At 66.1% G+C, this 17,762-nt stretch carries 17 protein-coding genes; 13 read left to right on the top strand and 4 right to left on the bottom strand.

Annotated features, from left to right (window positions below; translation table 11 throughout):
• The first annotated feature begins 27 nt into the window (after positions 1–27).
• The 7 genes from xylB to ACFDR6_RS03890 all read left to right on the top strand — a co-directional run bounded on the left by xylB (position 28) and on the right by ACFDR6_RS03890 (position 7,617).
• Entirely contained in the window at positions 28–1,482 is a 1,455-nt protein-coding gene (gene xylB, locus ACFDR6_RS03920) for a xylulokinase (protein WP_375857463.1), read from the top strand.
• Positions 1,483–2,805 (top strand): xylose isomerase, encoded by a 1,323-nt coding sequence (xylA, locus tag ACFDR6_RS03915; protein WP_375857461.1) that lies wholly within the window; start codon positions 1,483–1,485, stop codon positions 2,803–2,805.
• Between the two features lie 12 nt (positions 2,806–2,817).
• A complete protein-coding gene (locus tag ACFDR6_RS03910) occupies positions 2,818–3,576 on the top strand; it encodes an ATP-binding cassette domain-containing protein (protein ID WP_317241447.1) in 759 nt (252 codons plus the stop codon).
• On the top strand, positions 3,576–4,658 hold the full coding sequence (locus tag ACFDR6_RS03905; protein ID WP_212084147.1) for an ABC transporter permease: 1,083 nt from the start codon (positions 3,576–3,578) through the stop codon (positions 4,656–4,658). The genes ACFDR6_RS03910 and ACFDR6_RS03905 overlap by 1 nt, the downstream gene beginning before the upstream one ends.
• Positions 4,659–4,750: 92 nt before the next feature.
• The gene (locus ACFDR6_RS03900) at positions 4,751–5,683 is read left to right on the top strand and encodes a sugar-binding protein (protein ID WP_212084149.1); all 933 of its coding nucleotides are present in this window, start codon (positions 4,751–4,753) and stop codon (positions 5,681–5,683) included.
• Between the two features lie 102 nt (positions 5,684–5,785).
• Entirely contained in the window at positions 5,786–6,763 is a 978-nt protein-coding gene (locus tag ACFDR6_RS03895) for an aldo/keto reductase (protein WP_212084151.1), read from the top strand.
• A 2-nt stretch (positions 6,764–6,765) separates the two neighbouring features.
• A complete protein-coding gene (locus tag ACFDR6_RS03890) occupies positions 6,766–7,617 on the top strand; it encodes an amidohydrolase family protein (RefSeq protein ID WP_375857460.1) in 852 nt (283 codons plus the stop codon).
• Positions 7,618–7,663: 46 nt separating this feature from the next.
• Here ACFDR6_RS03890 and ACFDR6_RS03885 read toward each other — a convergent pair whose 3' ends face one another.
• Both ACFDR6_RS03885 and ACFDR6_RS03880 read right to left on the bottom strand, forming a co-directional pair.
• A complete protein-coding gene (locus tag ACFDR6_RS03885) occupies positions 7,664–8,893 on the bottom strand; it encodes an ABC transporter substrate-binding protein (RefSeq protein WP_317241444.1) in 1,230 nt (409 codons plus the stop codon).
• A 116-nt stretch (positions 8,894–9,009) separates the two neighbouring features.
• Positions 9,010–9,936, bottom strand: coding sequence for a class I SAM-dependent DNA methyltransferase (locus ACFDR6_RS03880; protein WP_375857458.1), 927 nt, complete (start codon positions 9,934–9,936; stop codon positions 9,010–9,012).
• A gap of 131 nt (positions 9,937–10,067) precedes the next feature.
• Between ACFDR6_RS03880 and ACFDR6_RS03875 the strand changes: the two genes are divergently transcribed.
• The 5 genes from ACFDR6_RS03875 to ACFDR6_RS03855 all read left to right on the top strand — a co-directional run bounded on the left by ACFDR6_RS03875 (position 10,068) and on the right by ACFDR6_RS03855 (position 15,282).
• Entirely contained in the window at positions 10,068–11,105 is a 1,038-nt protein-coding gene (locus ACFDR6_RS03875; protein ID WP_375857913.1) for a ligase-associated DNA damage response exonuclease, read from the top strand.
• Positions 11,102–12,763 (top strand): ATP-dependent DNA ligase, encoded by a 1,662-nt coding sequence (locus ACFDR6_RS03870; RefSeq protein WP_375857456.1) that lies wholly within the window; start codon positions 11,102–11,104, stop codon positions 12,761–12,763. Before ACFDR6_RS03875 ends, ACFDR6_RS03870 begins: the two co-directional genes overlap by 4 nt.
• 128 nt (positions 12,764–12,891) lie before the next feature.
• Positions 12,892–13,197, top strand: coding sequence for a DUF6460 domain-containing protein (locus ACFDR6_RS03865; protein ID WP_212084161.1), 306 nt, complete (start codon positions 12,892–12,894; stop codon positions 13,195–13,197).
• A 23-nt stretch (positions 13,198–13,220) separates the two neighbouring features.
• Complete coding sequence (locus tag ACFDR6_RS03860; protein WP_375857455.1) at positions 13,221–13,955, top strand: MBL fold metallo-hydrolase; 735 nt, start codon at positions 13,221–13,223, stop codon at positions 13,953–13,955.
• 1 nt (position 13,956) lies between these two features.
• Positions 13,957–15,282: an MATE family efflux transporter gene (locus tag ACFDR6_RS03855; RefSeq protein WP_375857454.1), complete on the top strand. Its 1,326-nt coding sequence runs from the start codon at positions 13,957–13,959 to the stop codon at positions 15,280–15,282.
• Positions 15,283–15,371: 89 nt separating this feature from the next.
• Here the strand turns inward: ACFDR6_RS03855 and ACFDR6_RS03850 are convergent, their stop codons facing one another.
• Positions 15,372–16,469, bottom strand: a complete 1,098-nt coding sequence (locus ACFDR6_RS03850; protein ID WP_212084167.1) for a quinone-dependent dihydroorotate dehydrogenase — start codon at positions 16,467–16,469, stop codon at positions 15,372–15,374.
• Complete coding sequence (locus ACFDR6_RS03845; RefSeq protein ID WP_212084169.1) at positions 16,466–16,810, bottom strand: DUF952 domain-containing protein; 345 nt, start codon at positions 16,808–16,810, stop codon at positions 16,466–16,468. Before ACFDR6_RS03845 ends, ACFDR6_RS03850 begins: the two co-directional genes overlap by 4 nt.
• A 292-nt stretch (positions 16,811–17,102) precedes the next feature.
• Between ACFDR6_RS03845 and ACFDR6_RS03840 the strand changes: the two genes are divergently transcribed.
• The gene (locus ACFDR6_RS03840; protein WP_212084171.1) at positions 17,103–17,756 is read left to right on the top strand and encodes a S24 family peptidase; all 654 of its coding nucleotides are present in this window, start codon (positions 17,103–17,105) and stop codon (positions 17,754–17,756) included.
• Positions 17,757–17,762: the final 6 nt, after the last annotated feature.

Genomic DNA, 17,762 nt, shown 5'->3' with positions numbered 1-17,762 from the left:
ATCGTCATGGGTCAAGAGGAGGATGATTTGTATCTCGGACTGGACATCGGCACATCCGGTGTGAAAGCGGTGCTCGTGACCGAAGCCGGCGCGATTGTCGCTACGGCAACGCGCGAGCTTGTGCTGTCGCATCCGGCGCCGCTGTGGTCCGAGCAGGATCCTGATTCCTGGGTCGATGCGGCGATCGGCGTGGTCGATGATCTCGCCGCCCGCCATCCGCGCGAGGTTGCGAATGTGGCCGGCATCGGCCTGTCGGGCCAGATGCACGGCGCGACGCTGCTCGACGAGACCGGCCGGCCGTTGCGTCCCGCGATTCTCTGGAATGACGGTCGCTCGCAAAGCGAATGCGCCCTGCTGGAGCGGCGCTGTCCGTCGCTGCACACGATCGCCGGAAATCTGGCGATGCCCGGCTTCACCGCGCCGAAGCTGCTCTGGATCGCGCGACACGAGCCCGATATTTTCGCGCGCGTGGCGAAAGTGCTGCTGCCGAAGGCCTATGTCCGCTATCGCCTGACCGGCGAGATGATCGAGGACATGTCCGACGCCGCCGGCACGCTCTGGCTCGACGTCGGCCAGCGCCGCTGGTCGGCGCTGCTGCTGCATGCGACCGGGCTCGATCTGCATCACATGCCGCGCCTCGTCGAGGGCAGCGCGGCCAGCGCGGTGCTGGCGGCGGAATTCACGCAGCGCTGGGGCATGGCTGAGGACGTCGTGGTCGCGGGCGGCGCCGGCGACAATGCAGGCAGTGCGATCGGGCTCGGCGCCATCACGCCCGGCGATGCCTTCCTGTCGCTCGGGACATCAGGCGTCGTATTTCGCGTCACCGATCGCTTCGCGCCGGCACCGGCCTCGGCCGTGCATGCTTTCTGCCACGCGCTGCCCGGCCTCTGGCACCAGATGGGTGTGATGCTCTCGGCTGCGGCCTCGCTCGCCTGGCTGTCCGGTGTGATGGAGACGCCGGCCGCAACGCTGCTGGCTCCGCTCGGTGAGCGCGTCGACGGACCGAGCCCGATCAGATTTCTGCCCTATCTCGACGGCGAGCGTACGCCGCACAACGATGCCGCGGCGAGCGGCGCCTTTGTCGGCCTGCGCGGCGCGACCGGGCGGGCGCAGATCGTGCAGGCCGTGCTCGAAGGCGTGGCCTTTGCCGCGCGCGACAATCTGGCGGCGCTGAGCGCGGCGAGCGGGCCTGTTGCCGAGCTCGATCTCGTTGGTGGCGGCTCGCGCTCGCCATTGTGGGCGCAGATCTGCGCCGACGTGCTCAATATTCCCGTTCACCGCGTCGAGGAAGGTGAGGTGGGAGCCGCGCTCGGGGCCGCGCGGCTCGGCCGGCTCGCTGCGACAGGTGAGGATCCGGTGCAGGTCTGCACCGGTCCGCGGCGGCTCGCGAGCTTCATGCCCCGGACGTCCGTCGCTGCGGCCTATGAGGAGGCCTATCGGCGATGGCGTGCGCTTTATCCCGCATTGAAGGAGACCCTTTAAGTGAACGCGCCAGTCAAATTCTTCGATGCAAGCGCACCCGTCACCTTCGCCGGCAAGGACGCGGGGCAAGCGCCCGCGTTCCGCTGGTACGACAGGGATCGCATGGTCCAGGGCCGCAGGCTCGAGGATCATTTGCGCTTTGCGGTCTGCTATTGGCATTCGTTCTGCTGGCCGGGCGGCGATCCTTTCGGCGGCGAGACGTTCCTGAGGCCGTGGCACCAGGGCGCCGACGCGATGACGATGGCGCGGGCCAAGGCCGATATCGCCTTCGAGCTGTTCCGCCTGCTCGACGTGCCGTTCTTCACCTTTCACGACGTCGACGCGGCGCCGGAAGGCGCCTCGCTCGCCGAGTCCGTCGCCAATCTCAACGCGATCGCCGATCTGTTCGAGCAGAAGATGGCATCCGCAAAAGTCCGCCTGCTCTGGGGCACCGCCAATCTGTTCACACATCGCCGCTACATGGCGGGCGCGGCGACCAATCCGGACCCCGAGATCTTCACCTATGCGGCAGGCCAGGTCCGCGCCGCGCTGGAGGTGACGCACCGGCTCGGCGGCCAGAATTATGTGCTGTGGGGCGGGCGCGAGGGCTACGAGACGCTGCTCAACACCGATCTCAAGCGCGAGCTCGACCAGCTCGGCCGCTTCGTCTCGCTGGTGGTCGAGCACAAGCACAAGATAGGTTTCAAGGGCCCGATCCTGATCGAACCGAAGCCGAAGGAGCCGACCAAGCACCAGTATGATTTCGACGTCGCCACCTGCTACGGCTTCCTCGAACGCTACGACCTCCTGAAGGACGTCAAGCTCAACATCGAGCAGAACCACGCCATCCTCGCCGGCCATTCCTTTCATCACGAGGTCGCGCTCGCGGAGGCGCTCGGTGTGTTCGGCTCGCTCGATATCAACCGCGGCGACGATCTGCTCGGCTGGGACACCGACCAGTTCGCGATGAACGTGCCGGAGCTGGCGGTGGTGTTTCACGAGATCCTGAACCGCGGTGGATTCACCACGGGTGGGCTGAATTTCGATGCCAAGATCCGGCGGCAGTCGATCGACCCGGACGATTTGATCCATGCCCATGTCGGCTCGATGGATGCCTGCGCGCGCGCCTTCCTCGCCGCGGCCGACATGATCGACGCCGGCGCGCTCACCACGCCGCTTGCCAAGCGCTACGAGGGATGGGCCAGGCCCGAGGGTCGCGCCATTCTCGGTGGCCAGCGTTCGCTCGCCGATCTCGCCGACCGCGCGCTTGCGCCCGGCTTCGACCCGCAGCCGCAATCGGGTCGGCAGGAATATCTGGAATCCCTGGTCAACCGCTATGTCTGAGGAAAGCTGCTGATGGCAAATGCTGACGCGACGCCGGTCCTCGAGCTCTCCGGCATCGGCAAGGAGTTCGGCGCGATCCGCGCGTTGCACGACGTCGACATGCAGGTCTTCCCGGGCGAGGTGGTCGGCCTGATGGGGGACAATGGCGCCGGCAAGTCGACGCTGGTCAAGGTCATCGCCGGCAATTTCCGTCCCAGCCACGGCGAGATACGCTTTGCGGGCAACGCGGTCCATTTCAGCCGGCCGATCGATGCCCGCGCCGTCGGCATCGAGGTCGTCTACCAGGACCTCGCGCTATCGGACAATCTCACGGCGGCCGCCAACGTGTTCCTCGGGCGCGAGCTGAAGCGCAAATTCGGACCCATTGCCTTGCTCGATCACAAGGCGATGGCGGCGCGCGCGCTGGAGCTGTTCGGCGAGCTGCGCTCGGAGACGCGCCCCGACGATCTCGTCAAGCAGATGTCGGGCGGCCAGCGCCAGGCGGTCGCGATCGCGCGGACCCGGCTTTCCAACGCACGGCTAGTGATGATGGACGAGCCGACCGCCGCGATCTCGGTGCGCCAGGTCGAGCAGGTGCTCGGCCTGATCCACCGGCTGAAGGAGCAGGGCGTCGCGGTGATGTTGATCTCGCACCGCATGCCCGACGTGTTCGCCGTGTGCGACCGGGTCGTCGTCATGCGCCGCGGCGAGAAGCGGGCGGACAAGCCGATCCACGAGACGTCGCCAGAGGAGATCACCGCCCTCATCACCGGCGCGAAGGAGGCGGCGTGATGGCCATGCCCATGGAAAGCCCGATCACCTTCTCGAATGTCGGCCGGATCAAATGGTGGCAGCGCGGCATCTTCGCCTCCCAAACCGGCTACGTCCTGCTCGCGCTCGCTGTGCTGCTGGTGATCATGCATTTCGCCAGCCCGTATTTCTTCACCGAAGGCAACATGCAGAACGTGGCGAAGAACTTTTCCTTCATCGCCATTGCGACCCTCGGTGTGACCTTCGTAATCATCACCGGCGGCATCGACCTCTCGGTGGGATCGATGATGTGTTTCTCCGCCATGATCACCTCGATGGTGATGACCGAGCTGTCGGCGCCCGGCTCGCCCGCCGGCGCCTTGTTCGTGCACATGGCGGCTGACGGCAAGACTGTCGTTGCCAATGTGCCGGGGCTGATCCTGGTGATCTCCGTTCTCGCCGGGCTCGGCGTCGCGCTGATCGCCGGGCTGGTCAACGGTTTCTGCATCGCGGTGCTCGGGCTGTCGCCCTTCGTCACCACGCTCGGCATGCTCTCGATCGTGCGCGGGCTCGGCTATGTCGTCTCCAACGGCCGCGGCAGTTTCCCGGGCGGGCCGGACGCCGATTACTTCTATGCAGCGACCTCGGGCAACGTGCTCGGCCTGCCCGTGCCGTTCGTCTATCTCGTGGTGCTCGCTCTGGCGATGGCCGTGGTGCTGCACCATACCGCGTTCGGCCGTCACGTCTTCGCGCTCGGCGGGAACGAGAAGGCGGCCGAGCTCACCGGCATCCCGGTGGTGCGCGTCAAGATCGAGGTCTATGTGATCTGCGCGCTCGCTGCAGGCCTTCAGGGCATCATTATCTCTGGCTGGCTCGGATCGGCGCCGGCCAACATGGCGACGTCCTACGAGCTCAACGTGATCGCGGCGGCCGTGATCGGCGGCGCCAATCTCGCCGGCGGCATCGGCGGCCCGCTGGGGGCCATCGTCGGCTGCGTGCTGCTGGAGGTGATCCGCAACGGCCTCGTGCTGGCGCAGGTCTCTTCCTACTGGCAGCAGACGCTGGTGGGCGTGATCATCATCCTGGCCGTGCTGGTCGACCGCATCCGCTCGCGGATGACCTGAATTGACGTCGTTCCGGGGAGGCAAGAAATGCCGCCTGTCCGCTTCCCGGTCGTTCCAAAGAGGACGGGCACCAAACAAGGGTGGAGGAGACAATGAGGAAACTGCTTCTTGCCGGCATCGCGGTTGCGATGATGGCGACGCCGGCTTTCGCCGCGAACTATCGTTTCGTCATCGTGCCCAAGGCGATGAACAATCCGTTCTTCGACTTCGCGCGCGACGGCTGCCTGAAGCGCGCCAAGGAGCTCGGCAACATCGAGTGCATCTACAAGGGGCCGGTCGAGCACGAGCCGGCGACGCAAGCCCAGATCATCCAGGACTTCGTCACCCAGAAGGTCGACGGTCTCGCCATCTCGGTCGCCGACGTCGCAGCCATGACCAAGTCGATCGAGGCGGCGACCGCCGCCGGCATCCCCGTCATCACCTTCGATGCCGATGCACCCGGCTCCAAGCGCATCGCCTATATCGGCACCAACAACAAGGAGTTCGGCGTCGCGCTCGGCAAGGAATTGCTGAAATTGCGGCCTGACGGCGGCAAATACGCCATGGTCTCGGGCGGTCCCGGTGCCAAGAATCTCGCCGAGCGCGTCGACGGCGTGCGTGAGGCGCTGAAGGGCTCGAAATGGACCGAGGTCGCGGGCTCGCCGACATTCTGCAACGACGATCCCGCGCTCGCGGTGCAGCAGATGACGGATATGCGCACCGCAACGCCTGATCTCGCCGCCATCGTTCCCATCGGCGGTTGGCCGATGTTCGCCCCGGAAGGCTTCAAGGCGTTCGCCTCCCGCAACAAGAAGGACATCGATTCCGGCAAGTTCACGCTTGTCGTCGCCGATACCCTCAAGATGCAGCTCGAGCTGTTGCGCGACGGCTACGCCAACGCTCTGGTCGGCCAGCGTCCGTTCGAGATGGGCGTAAAAGCCATGGACACCCTGCTCGCGATCAAGAAGGGCGAGAAGGTGCCGGAGATCGTCTACACCGGCCTCGATCTCGTGACCAAGGACAACGTCGCGCAGATGTTGAAGTAGGAGCGTCCGCCAGCCCCGCGCTCCTGCATGCCTCCCCCGCTTGCGGTTTCCGCGAGCGGGGGAGATGATCTGGATTGTTGGAATGAAGACAGGGCAATGGGAATGAAACGGTCGCGGCTGGGCTCGCTCGACGTCACCTCGCTCGGGCTCGGTTCCGCCCCGCTCGGCGGATTGTTCAGCCCTGTCAGCGATGCCGATGCGGAAGCAACGATCGCGCGTGCATGGTCAGCCGGGGTGCGCTTCTTCGATACCGCGCCGCTCTACGGCTTTGGTCTCGCGGAACGGCGGCTCGGCGCCTTCCTGCGGCAACAGAAGCGCGAGTCCTTCGTCATCTCGACCAAGGTCGGCCGCCTGCTGCGTGCGCCGGAAGGCAACGCCACCGAGGACGAGCACTACAAGGGCACGCCGCGCGAGCGGCCGGTGTTCGATTTCAGCCATGACGGCGTGATGCGATCGGTGGAGGAGAGTCTTGCCCGCCTCGGGCTCGACCGCGTCGATATCCTGCTGGTGCACGATCCCGACGATCACTATGACGACGCCGTCACTGGCGCCTTCCGCGCGTTGCAGCGGCTGCGCGAGGACGGCACGGTGAAGGCGATTGGCGCCGGCATGAACCAGTCGGAGATGTTGACGCGTTTTGCCGAGGCCGTGCCTGTCGATTGCTTCCTGCTCGCCGGTCGCTACACGCTGCTCGACCAGGGCGCGCTGGATGCGCTGTTTCCGGCCTGCGCAGCGAAGAGCATCGGAATCCTGCTCGGCGGTATCTACAACAGCGGCATTCTGGCCAATCCGCATACGAGCGCCAAGTTCAACTATCAGGATGCCGATGCCGCACTGGTTGCGCGGGCGCTCGAGCTCGACGCGCTCTGCCGCAAGCACGGCACCGAGCTGAAAGCCGCCGCGCTGCAGTTCTGCATGGCGCATCCGGCGGTGACGGTCGCGGTGATGGGCGCGCGCAACGCCGCCGAGGTTTCCGACAACATCGCAATGTCGGAGATGGCGGTGCCGGCGGCGTTCTGGCAGGAACTGCGTGCGCGAAACCTCGTCGATGCGCGGGCGCCGCTGCCGGGCGGGGCGTAGGCATGATCATCGACGCCCACCAGCACTTCTGGGATCCGGCGCGCGCCGATTATCCCTGGATGGACGCGCCCGAGCTGACGCCGATCCGCCGCGCCTTCGGTCCGGCCGACCTCGCACCGTTGCTGAAAGGGAACGGCATCGACGCCAGCATCGTGGTGCAATGCCGCTCGTCGGTCGAGGAGACCGAGGAATTTCTGCGCATCGCGCAGGCGACGCCGTCCGTGATTGGCGTCGTCGGCTGGGCCGACCTGACGGACGGCGCGCTCGGCGACACGCTCGACCGGCTGCGCGGCTTGCCGGGCGGGGACAAGCTCGTCGGCATCCGCCACCAGGTGCATGACGAGGCCGATCCCGACTGGCTGCTCCGCGAGGACGTCCAGCGTGGCCTCACCGCCGTGGTCGCGCACGATCTCGCCTACGATTTCCTCGTCCGCACCCGCGAGCTCGCCGCCGCCATCGCAACTGCGCAGGCCTTCCCCCAAGCGCGCTTCGTGCTCGATCACGCCGCCAAGCCGCCGATCGCGGAGGGTGGAAGCGACGAATGGTCCGACCGCATCAAAGCGCTCGCGGCTTGCGGCAATGTCTGGTGCAAGATCTCCGGACTCGCGACCGAGGCGGTCTGGGACGACTGGGATGCGGACCGGCTGTTTCCGTTCGTCGCGCACGCAGCAAAGTGCTTTGGCGAGGACAGGCTGATCTTCGGCTCGGACTGGCCGGTGTGCCTGCTTGCGGGCAGCTACGGCGAGATCAAGCGCGCGCTGGAGGCGTGCCTGGCGAGGCTTGGCCCGCAGGTGCGGGACAAGGCTTTTGGAATGAACGCCGCGCGGGCCTATCGGCTGGCAGTCGCGAGTTAGCGCCCGAGCGGACGTCCCGAAGGACGGCCGCAGGGAAATGTATCGCCTACTCCGACATCGGCTTGTCGGAAATATCCCAATCCTTGCCGGTGAAGGTGGAGATGAACAGCGTCTTCATCGGCGTGTAGTCCTCGGGCGTGTAGCTGTAGCTGACGCCGTCGAGGAAGTAGGGCGAATGGAAGCCCGCGAGCGTCGAGGCCTGCTTCAGCACGTTCGCGCGGGTGAGATCGTTGCCACAGCGGCGCAGGATCTCGGCCATGCTCGCGGCCTGGCCGTAGCCGGCGAAGGCGATCGTATTGTCGGGGTCGATCGCCGGAGTGTATTTCTTGCGCAGCTCCTCGAACGCCATCACATCCGGATCCTTTTCCCATTTGGGCAGGCCGACCTCCTTGTTGTAGCGGATGGCGACGATGCCGGTGGCGTTCTCGAGCCCGGCGGCGCTGAGGATAGAGCGGCCGGTCGAGCCGGCGGAGAGAAGCTGCAGCGGCTTCCAGCCGAGCTCGGCGACTTTGCGGATCGACTGCGACGAGGCCTTGCCGGTGGAGATGTTGTAGAAGACGTCGGCGCCCGACTTCGACAGGTTGATGAGCTGTGAATCCACGGTCGGCTCGGTGAGATCATAGGTCTGCTCCATGATCACCTGCGCGGTGCCGCCGGCATCGGCCAGCACTTTCTTGAACGGTCCGAGGAAGTCGCGGCCGAAATCGTCGTTCTGGTAGAGGATGCCGATCTTCGCGTTCGGCTTCACGCTGACGACGTGGCGCGCGAGGATGCGCGCCTCGGTCGGATAGAGCGGCAGGCCCGCCATCGTCCATTTGAACTCTTTCGGGTTATTCCACTTCGACGCGCCGGTGTTGAGCAGCAGCTGCGGCACGCCCTTGGAGTTCAGGTACTTGTGCACGGCGGTCTGCGGTGCAGTGCCGAGCGAGCCGTAGAGCGCCAGCACCTCCTCCTGCTCGACCAGGCGCCGCGTCGCCTCGACGCATTTCGGCGCGCTGTAGGCATCGTCCATCGTGAGGAACTTGACCTTGCGGCCGTTGATGCCGCCCTTCTCGTTCAGCATCTGGAAATAGGCTTCGCCGACGCGGCCCAGCACGCCGTAGAGCGAGCCGGGGCCGGAATGCGGCACGGTCTGCCCGATCTTGATCTCGGTGTCGCTGGCGCCCGCATCGTATTTCTTCTCGGCGGCCCAGACGTACGGCGCGGGTAGAGTGGATGCGGCGATGGTGGCGAGCGCGGCGGCGCTGAAATCGCGCCGCGATGGATTCTTCGTCATTATTTGTTTCTCCCTAGCGGGAGCATTGTGCTGGCATTGCGGCTCGGCTCGCAAGTGGGAAGTCGCGGCTTTGCGACGCAATGATGCTGAAATCGCAGGGCGCCTAGCGCCTGGACTCAAGTTTTCTCGGCGACGACGACGAGACCGCGCACCGGCTCGTTGTTCTCGTTGCGCGGCGAGGCGGGCTCCAGCGTCAGCAGCTTCAGGCCGGCCCTGGTGAGCGCGCCGCGCACATATTCCGCGGAGTGGGCATAACGCAGGCCCTCGCTGAGAACGACGCCGCTGCCGTCATGCGTCTCCAGCGTGAAGGCGAGCACGCCGCCCGAGACGAGCACGCGCCTAGTTTCGGTCAGCACCGGTGCGAGATCGGAGAGATAGACGAAGGCGTCCGCGGCGACGATGAGGTTTGCGAATCCATCACTCTTGGTGCGCAGGCCCTCGATCATGTCGGCGACCTCGAGCTCGGCATAGAGGCCCGTGGCGCGCGCCTGCTTGATCATGCCGGGCGACAGATCGATGCCGATGAAATGGTCAACCTGCTTGGCGAAGGCGGCTGCCGCAAGGCCGGTGCCGCAGCCGAGATCGATGGTGCGCTTGAAGAAGGCCGGCTTCCTGGCGGCGACCCGTGCGGCCAGCACCGCCTTGAAGATCAAGCTGGGCGCGCGGTAGCCGAGATCGTTGATGAGCGTATGCTCGAAGCGCGGCGCGTACTGGTCGAACAGCGCCTGCACATAGGCCTTGGGCATCTCCGCCATCTCGGCATCGCCGAGCCGCATCAGATGCAGGCCGGCGCCGTGCTGATCGCCAGGGTCGGACCGGCGCGCCTCTCGAAACGCCGCGATCGCCTTGTCGCGTTCGCCGAGCTGCTGACGGATTTCGCCGAGCGTGAACCAGGCCGATGTGAAGTCAGGCGCGAGCTCGAGCGCCTGCTCCAGGAGGTCCGCGGCGGCGGTCAGGTCGCCCTTGAGCTGGAGGTCGCGCGCGAATTCGAAGCGGCGGTCAGCCATGAGATCGCCGGAGGACTGGAATAGGCGCAGAGGCATTGGGAACCACTTGTCATTGCCGGACTTGACCGGCAATCCATCAAAAATGGAACTGTTTAAGAGGATGGATGCGCGGGTCAAGCCCGCGCATCACGGCTTAATTTGGAACGGCTCCTCCCTATATGACAACGATGCGTCCGCAAGACATCCTGCTGCCAGTCGCGAGCGGCCTGTGCTGCAAGCCCGGCGGCTTCCATATCGACCCCGTTCGCCCGGTCGAGCGTGCCGTGATCACCCACGGCCATTCCGACCATGCCCGCGCCGGCCACGGCGCGGTGCTGGCGACGCAGGAAACGCTGGACATGATGCGGCTGCGCTACGGCGAGAATTTTGCCGGATCGACGCAAGCCATCCGCTACGGCGAGGAGATCCGGCTCGGCGATGTCCGCGTGAAGTTTCACCCGGCCGGCCACGTGCTGGGGTCGGCGCAGGTCGCCGTGACCTGCAAGGACACCTGCATCGTCGCTTCCGGCGACTACAAGGACGCGCCCGACCCGACCTGCGCGCCGTTCGAGCTGGTGCCCTGCGACGTCTTCATCACGGAGGCAACGTTCGGGCTGCCTGTGTTCCGGCACGGCGATGCCGCGGACGAGGTGAAGAAGCTGCTCGCCTCCGTCGCGCTGTTTCCGGAACGCGCGCATCTCGTCGGTGCCTATTCGCTCGGCAAGGCCCAGCGCGTGATCGCGCTGCTGCGGCAGGCCGGCTATGAGGCGCCGATCTATCTGCATGGCGCGATGGAGAAGATCACCGAGTATTATCAGAGCCGCGGTATCGCGCTCGGCGAGCTCAGGCCGGTGAAAGGCGTGAAAAAGGCCGCGCTCGCCGGCACCATCACGCTGGCACCGCCCTCGGCGACATCAGATCTCTGGACGCGGCGTTTTCCCGATCCCGTCACCGCGTTCGCTTCGGGATGGATGCGCGTGCGCGCCCGGGCGCGGCAGCGCGGCGTCGAGCTGCCGCTGGTGATCTCCGACCACGCCGATTGGGACGGCCTTATCGCTACGATCGGCGCGACCGGCGCGGGCGAAATCTGGGTTACGCACGGCCAGGAAGATGCGCTGGTGCATTGGTGCCGGAGCAAAGGCCTGAAAGCGCAGCCGCTCGATCTCGTCGGTTATGGCGACGAGGAGGAGAGCGAGACGCCGCTTCAAGACGAGGCCGAAGCATGAACCGCTTCGCCGAGCTTCTGGACCGTCTCGCTTATGAGCCCGGCCGCAACAACAAGCTGCGGTTGATCACCGGCTATTTTCGTGAGGTCGGCGATCCCGACCGCGGCTACGCGCTGGCCGCGCTCACCGGCGCGCTCAGCTTCAAGCATGCCAAGCCCGCGCTGATCCGCGATCTCATTGCGTCGCGCACCGATGAGGTGCTGTTTGGACTGTCCTACGACTATGTCGGTGATCTCTCGGAGACGGTGGCGCTGATGTGGCCGAAGGCTGCGCTGGCTGGCCACAACAACCCGCCGCCGCCATCGCTCAGCGAAGTCGTCACCACGCTTCGCACGCTCGGCAAGACCGAGCTGCCGAAGCAGCTCGAACGCTGGCTCGACGAGCTGGATGAGACCGGCCGCTGGGCGCTGCTGAAGCTCGTCACCGGCGCGCTTCGTATCGGCATCTCCGCGCGCCTCGCCAAGACCGCGGCCGCCGCGCTCGGCGACAAGGACCCGCACGAGGTCGAGCTGATCTGGCCGGGGCTTTCGCCGCCTTATCTCGACCTGTTCGCCTGGCTGGAAGGCCGCGGCGACAAGCCGGTCAATCGCGATCCCGCACCGTTCCGGCCGGTGATGCTCGCGCATGCGATCGAGGATACGGATTTTGCCGCGCTCGATCCCGCCGACTATATCGCCGAGTGGAAATGGGACGGTATCCGCGTGCAAGCGGTGGCGGGGCGGGACGACCGCGGTCATGTCACCGCGCGGCTCTATTCGCGTACCGGCGAGGACATCACGGGCAGTTTCCCGGACCTCGTGCCGTCGCTGCGGCTGCCGGGCGCCATCGACGGCGAGTTGCTGATCCTGCGCGAGGGTCGCGTGCAGAGCTTCAACGTTCTGCAACAGCGGCTCAACCGCAAGGTCGTCTCGCCGAAGCTGATCAAGGAATTTCCGATCCATCTGCGCGCCTATGATTTGCTCGGCGACGACGAGAACGATCTGCGCGAGCTGCCGTTCGCGGAGCGGCGCGAGCGGCTGGAGTCCTTCATCGCGAAGCTCGGCGATCCCCGCATCGATCTGTCGCCCACCGTGCCCTTCGCAAGCTGGGACGCGCTGACCTCCGCGCGCGCCGATCCGGCAAGCGCCGGCGCCGGCGAGGACGCGGATGCGGTCGAGGGCGTCATGCTGAAGCGGCGCGATGCATCCTATCTGCCGGGCAGGCCGAAGGGGCAGTGGTGGAAGTGGAAGCGCGATCCGCACATCATCGATGCCGTGCTGATGTATGCACAGCGCGGTCACGGCAAGCGCTCGTCCTATTACTCCGACTACACCTTCGGCGTCTGGACCGCGGGCGAGGGCGGCGATGAGCTGGTGCCGGTCGGCAAGGCCTATTTCGGCTTCACCGACGAGGAACTGCTCCAGATCGACCGCTTCGTCCGCCGCAACACCACGGAAAAATTCGGCCCCGTTCGCCATGTCGTGCACGAGCCGGACCAGGGTCTGGTGCTGGAGGTGGCGTTCGAGGGTCTGCAGCGCTCGCCGCGGCACAAATCCGGCGTCGCCATGCGCTTCCCCCGCATCAGCCGCCTGCGCTGGGACAAGCCGCCGAAGGAAGCGGACAGGCTGGAAACGCTGGAGAGGATGCTGAAGGCGGAGCCGGCGGAGATGGAGATGTGATAGTCGACGGTGGTCCCGGCGCGCCTGCCCGAATTAAACTCCCGTAACCCGATTGACGCCCCCATACGGGTTCCCCATGTCCCTCGCCGTGCCCTATAATGGGGTCGAATCCGCCTGAGGAGTTTGAGATGGTCCAAGACGTCAGAGATTTGCCGGCCGGCCACAGCGATGGCCTGAACCGCTTTCTCGGCGGCTCGCCGCTGGCGGTCGCGTTCCGCCTGGTCCTGCTCTCGATCCTGGTCGGCGTCGTGCTCGCCGCGATCGGCTTCGATCCCTGGAACATCCTCACCAGCATCCGCCTGCTGTTCGAGCGCCTGTGGGATCTCGGTTTCGACACCGTGAACTGGCTGTGGCGCTACTTCCTGCTCGGCGCGGTCATCGTGATCCCGATCTGGCTGCTCTCGCGCGTCTTCGGCGCGCCGCGCCGCCGCTAAAGGTCAAAGGAGTAGCGCAGCCGATGCAACTGCGCTTTGTCGGCTGCGGCGACGCCTTCGGCTCAGGAGGCAGGCTCAACACCTGCTTCCACGTCTCGGGGCGCGCGACCAATTTCCTGATCGATTGCGGCGCGTCGGCTCTGCCGGCGTTGAAGCGGTTCGAGATCGCGCGCGACGACATCGACCTGATCCTGATCACGCATTTCCACGGCGACCATTTCGCCGGGCTGCCGTTCCTGCTGCTCGACGCGCAGTTTTCGCGGCGGATGCGGCCGCTGACCATCGCCGGCCCTGCAGGCATCGAGGCACGGCTCGCCCAGGTGATGGAGGCGCTGTTCGAGCACTCCTCCAGGACCAAACAGCGTTTCGAGCTGGAGGTCGTGGAGCTCGCGCCCGAGCAAAGCAAGACCTTCGGGGCGGTGCGCGTGACGCCCTATCCGGTCGTGCACGGCGAATCCGGAGGTCCCTTCCTCGCCTACCGCGTCGAGGCCGAGGGCCGCACGCTCGCCTACAGTGCCGATACCGAATGGACGGATACGCTCATTCCGCTGGCGCATGGCGCCGACCTTTTCATTGCGGAAGCCTATATGTACGAGAGGGTGGTCAAGAACCATCTCAGCCTGAAGACCTTGGAACGGAATTTGCCGGCCATCGGCGCAAAACGTCTCGTCCTCACCCATATGAGCGACGACATGCTGTCGCGCCTGGACGACATCGAGCACCTCGCCGCCGAAGACGGCATGGTGCTCGTGTTCTGACATGAACGCGCCCGTTCATCCCAGGATCGGCTCCCGCCAGGTGTTCACCATCGCCGGACCTGCGATGGTCGCGAACCTCACCACGCCGCTGATCGGCGTGGTCTCGACCACGGCGATCGGACGGCTCGATGACGCCGCCCTGCTCGGCGGCGTCGCGATGGCCTCCGTGATCTTCGACTGCCTGTTCTGGCTGTTCGGCTTCCTGCGCATGAGCACGCTCGCCTTCACCGCACAGGCGCTCGGCGCCGGCGAGGCGCGCGAGCAGACCGTGATCCTGGTGCGCGGCTTCATCGTGGCGGGCCTGGTCGGCGCCGCGCTGATCCTGCTGCAATTGCCGCTGGCCGCCGTACTGTTCGACCTGATGGGCGGCAGCGAAGGCGTGACGCGCGCCGCGAAGACCTATTTCATGATCCGGATCTGGTCCTCGCCCTTCGCCTTCGCCAATTACGTCATTCTCGGCTGGCTGGTGGGGCAGGCCCGCGCCAATCCAGCGCTCGGCCTCCAGGTCGTCATCAACCTGATCAACATGGCGGCGACGATCCTGCTGGTGCTGGTCTACGACACCGGCATCGCGGGCGCGGCCATCGCTGCGGTGCTGTCGGAGACGACGGGATTCGTGCTCGGCGTCATCGTCTGCCGCCGATATGCCGTTGGCGGCTTCAAGGTGCCTCGCGCAATTCTGTTCGATCGCGCAAAGCTGATGCGGCTCCTGGCGGTGAACACCGACATCCTGATCCGCACCGCGGCGCTGATCGCGGTGTTCCTGTTCTTCACCGCCAAGGGCGCGCGTGCCGGCGACGTGACGCTCGCGGCGAATTCCGTGCTCAACAATTTCCTTTTGGTGAGCGCCTTCTTCCTCGATGGCCTCGCCAACGCCGCCCAGCAGCTTTGCGGCCGAAGCTTTGGCGCACGCGACGCAAAGGGCTTTGCGGATTCGACCCGGCTGGTGCTGCTGTGGGGGCTCGGCTTCGCGATGGTCGTCGCCGCGCTGTTCGCGACGTTCGGACCTGATATCATCAACGTCATGACCGCGAGCGAGGACGTGCGCCGCGCCGCGCGCGACTTCCTGCCATTCATCGTGCTTGCGCCGATCCCCGGCGTGTTCGCCTTCGGCTTCGACGGCATCTATGTCGGCGCGACCTGGGCGCGCCAGATGCGCAACCTGATGCTGGCTTCGCTCGCGATCTTCCTCATCACCTGGTGGGCGCTGCAGTCCCTCGGCAATGCCGGGCTGTGGTGCGCGCTGATCGCGTTCTACGTGGCACGCGGCGGATTGCAGGGGGCAATGTATCCGGCGTTGTACCGGGCGACGTTCTCGAAATCGTAGCTCGTGTCCCGGACGCGCTGCCACATGGGCCCGCCTCTGCAGCGCACCGCTGAAGAAGCGCTGCGCTGCGTCCGGGGCACGGGACTGCCTTACATGCCCGGCCAGTCTTCCGCCGTCAGCGTCGCCGCATCCGCGCCGACGATCTCGGAGAGCGAATCCCGCCCGGTGCGGAGCAGCGTCGAAGTGAGATCGCGCTTGATCTCGTCGACGAGACCGAGGCCCTTGTAGACCAGCGACGAATAGAGCTGGATCAGGCTGGCGCCGGCGCGGATCTTGGTCAGGGCGGCGCCGCCGGAATCGACGCCGCCGACGCCGATCAGCGGGAATGCGCCCTCGACGCGCACATAGGTCTCCGCGACCATGCGCGTCGACAGGCGGAACAGCGGCCGGCCGGACAAGCCGCCTTGCTCCTTGGCGCGCATCTGCTCGCGCAGCGTGCTCGGTCGCGCGATGGTCGTGTTCGACACGATCATGCCGTCGACCCGGCGCGAGCGCGCGACCTGCACGACGTCGTCGAGCTGGGCAAGGCTCAAATCAGGCGCGATCTTGAGCAGCACCGGCGTGTCGCCGGCCTTCTGGCGCACCCGCTCGCGTGCGTCGATCACCCGCGCGAGGAGCTCGTCGAGCAGCGCGCCTTCCTGCAGATTGCGCAGGCCGGGCGTATTCGGCGAGGAGACATTGACGGTGAAATAGCTCGCGACCGGCGCAAAGGTCTCGATCAGCTTGACGTAGTCGGCGACGCGGTCCGGCGAATCCTTGTTGGCGCCGACATTGACGCCGACGATGCCGCCGTGCTGCGCGCGCGCGGCGAGGCGGCGCAACGCGACATCCGCGCCGTCATTGTTGAAACCCATGCGGTTGATGATGGCTTCGTCGCGCTCCAGGCGAAACAGTCGCGGCCGCGGATTGCCGGCTTGCGGCTTCGGCGTCACCGAGCCGATCTCGACGAAGCCGAAGCCGAGACGCAGCAGCGCATCCGGCACCTCGGCGCTCTTGTCGAAGCCGGCGGCCATGCCGATCGGATTGGGGAAATTGAGCCCGAACGCGCGCACCGCGAGCTTGGGATCGTCGGCACGCGGCTTGGCCGGCGGCAGGAAGCGCAGGCCCTGGATCGCGAGGCGATGCGCATCCTCCGGATCGAGCCAGCGCAGCACCGGCAGGGAAAAGGCGTCGAAAGCACGGATCACGGCGCAAGCTCCGGAGTGTCGTGGCTGCCGTCGGAGCGCATGTTGAGGTTCATCACCGACAGCACGGCGCCGAAATCGAGCTCGCCATAGAGGTGTGGAAACAGCTCGTCATTGCGCGAGCGCTCCCAGCGCAGCTCGGCTCCGAGCGCGTCGCCGTCGACCTCGACCAGGAACAGCGCGCGCTGCCCGAAATAGTGCTTGCGGAGGGTCTCGGGAACCTGGGCGGCGGTCGAGAAATGGATGAAGCCGTCGCGCGCATCGTCAGCGCTGCCCCGGTAGACACCCTGCCGCTCCGCCTCGCGCCAGGCCGAGGCCGGACAGATTTTGTAGATCTTGACCACCGCTACCGCAGCCCTGTTTGCTCTTTGAGTCTTCTAGGTTTTTTCGCCTCTTGCGGGTCCTCAAAACCCGGGGGCGACCGTAAAGGCCGCCCCCTCCGAACTCAAGGCTTAGAGCCTATTCCGTTCCGATGAAATCGGAGCGGGCTCCAAATCTCCGTTTTGGCGGGTTTTCTGGACGCGAACCGGTGTCCGTCCGGGTTGAAAGCGCCTCGCCCGCCGCCTCTTGCGCGAAAAACGGAAAATCGGTTGATTTGAGGACAGTTTTCCTGAGTTGCGACGGGCTGGACCTTCCATGGTCAGACAGGCCAAAGCGCAGAGGATACTGACTCACGACCAGATCTGGGTCGCGCTGGATCGGCTGGCGGAGCGCGCCGGCCTGTCGCCGTCGGGCCTCGCCAAGCGCGCCGGGCTCGATCCCACCACCTTCAACAGGTCCAAGCGCGTCACCTCTGACGGCCGCGAGCGTTGGCCCTCGACCGAATCGATCGCGAAGGCGCTGGCGGCGGCCGGCGCCTCGATCGAGAGCTTTGCGAGGCTGATCGACGACGACGCCGGTCATGGCCGCTCGGTCCCGATGCTCGGCTTCGCGCAGGCCAGCACGAGCGGCGCCTTCGACGAATCCGGCCTTCCCTCGGGAAAGGGCTGGACCGAAACCGCGCTTCCCACCACCGAGAACAGCGACACGTTTGCGCTGGAGATTTCCGGCGATGCGTTCGCCCCCGTTTACCGCGACGGCGACATCGTCCTGGTGTCGCCGGGCGCGCAGATCCGCAAGGGCGATCGCGTGGTGGTGAGAAGCAAGGCAGGTGAGGTGACCATCGCAACACTGAGGCGCCGTACCGCGAAGGCCCTGGAGCTGCAGTCGCTCGATGCGTCACCGGCCGGACGCACGATGGCCGTCGGGGAGGTGGCGTGGGTCGCCCGGATCGTGTGGACGAGCCAGTGACGGTGC

Source organism: Bradyrhizobium tunisiense, from assembly GCF_042263385.1.
In the GTDB taxonomy this organism is placed as follows: domain Bacteria; phylum Pseudomonadota; class Alphaproteobacteria; order Rhizobiales; family Xanthobacteraceae; genus Bradyrhizobium; species Bradyrhizobium tunisiense.
Note: the sequence above shows the minus strand (reverse complement) of the source record. Positions and strands in the feature narration are given on the sequence as shown.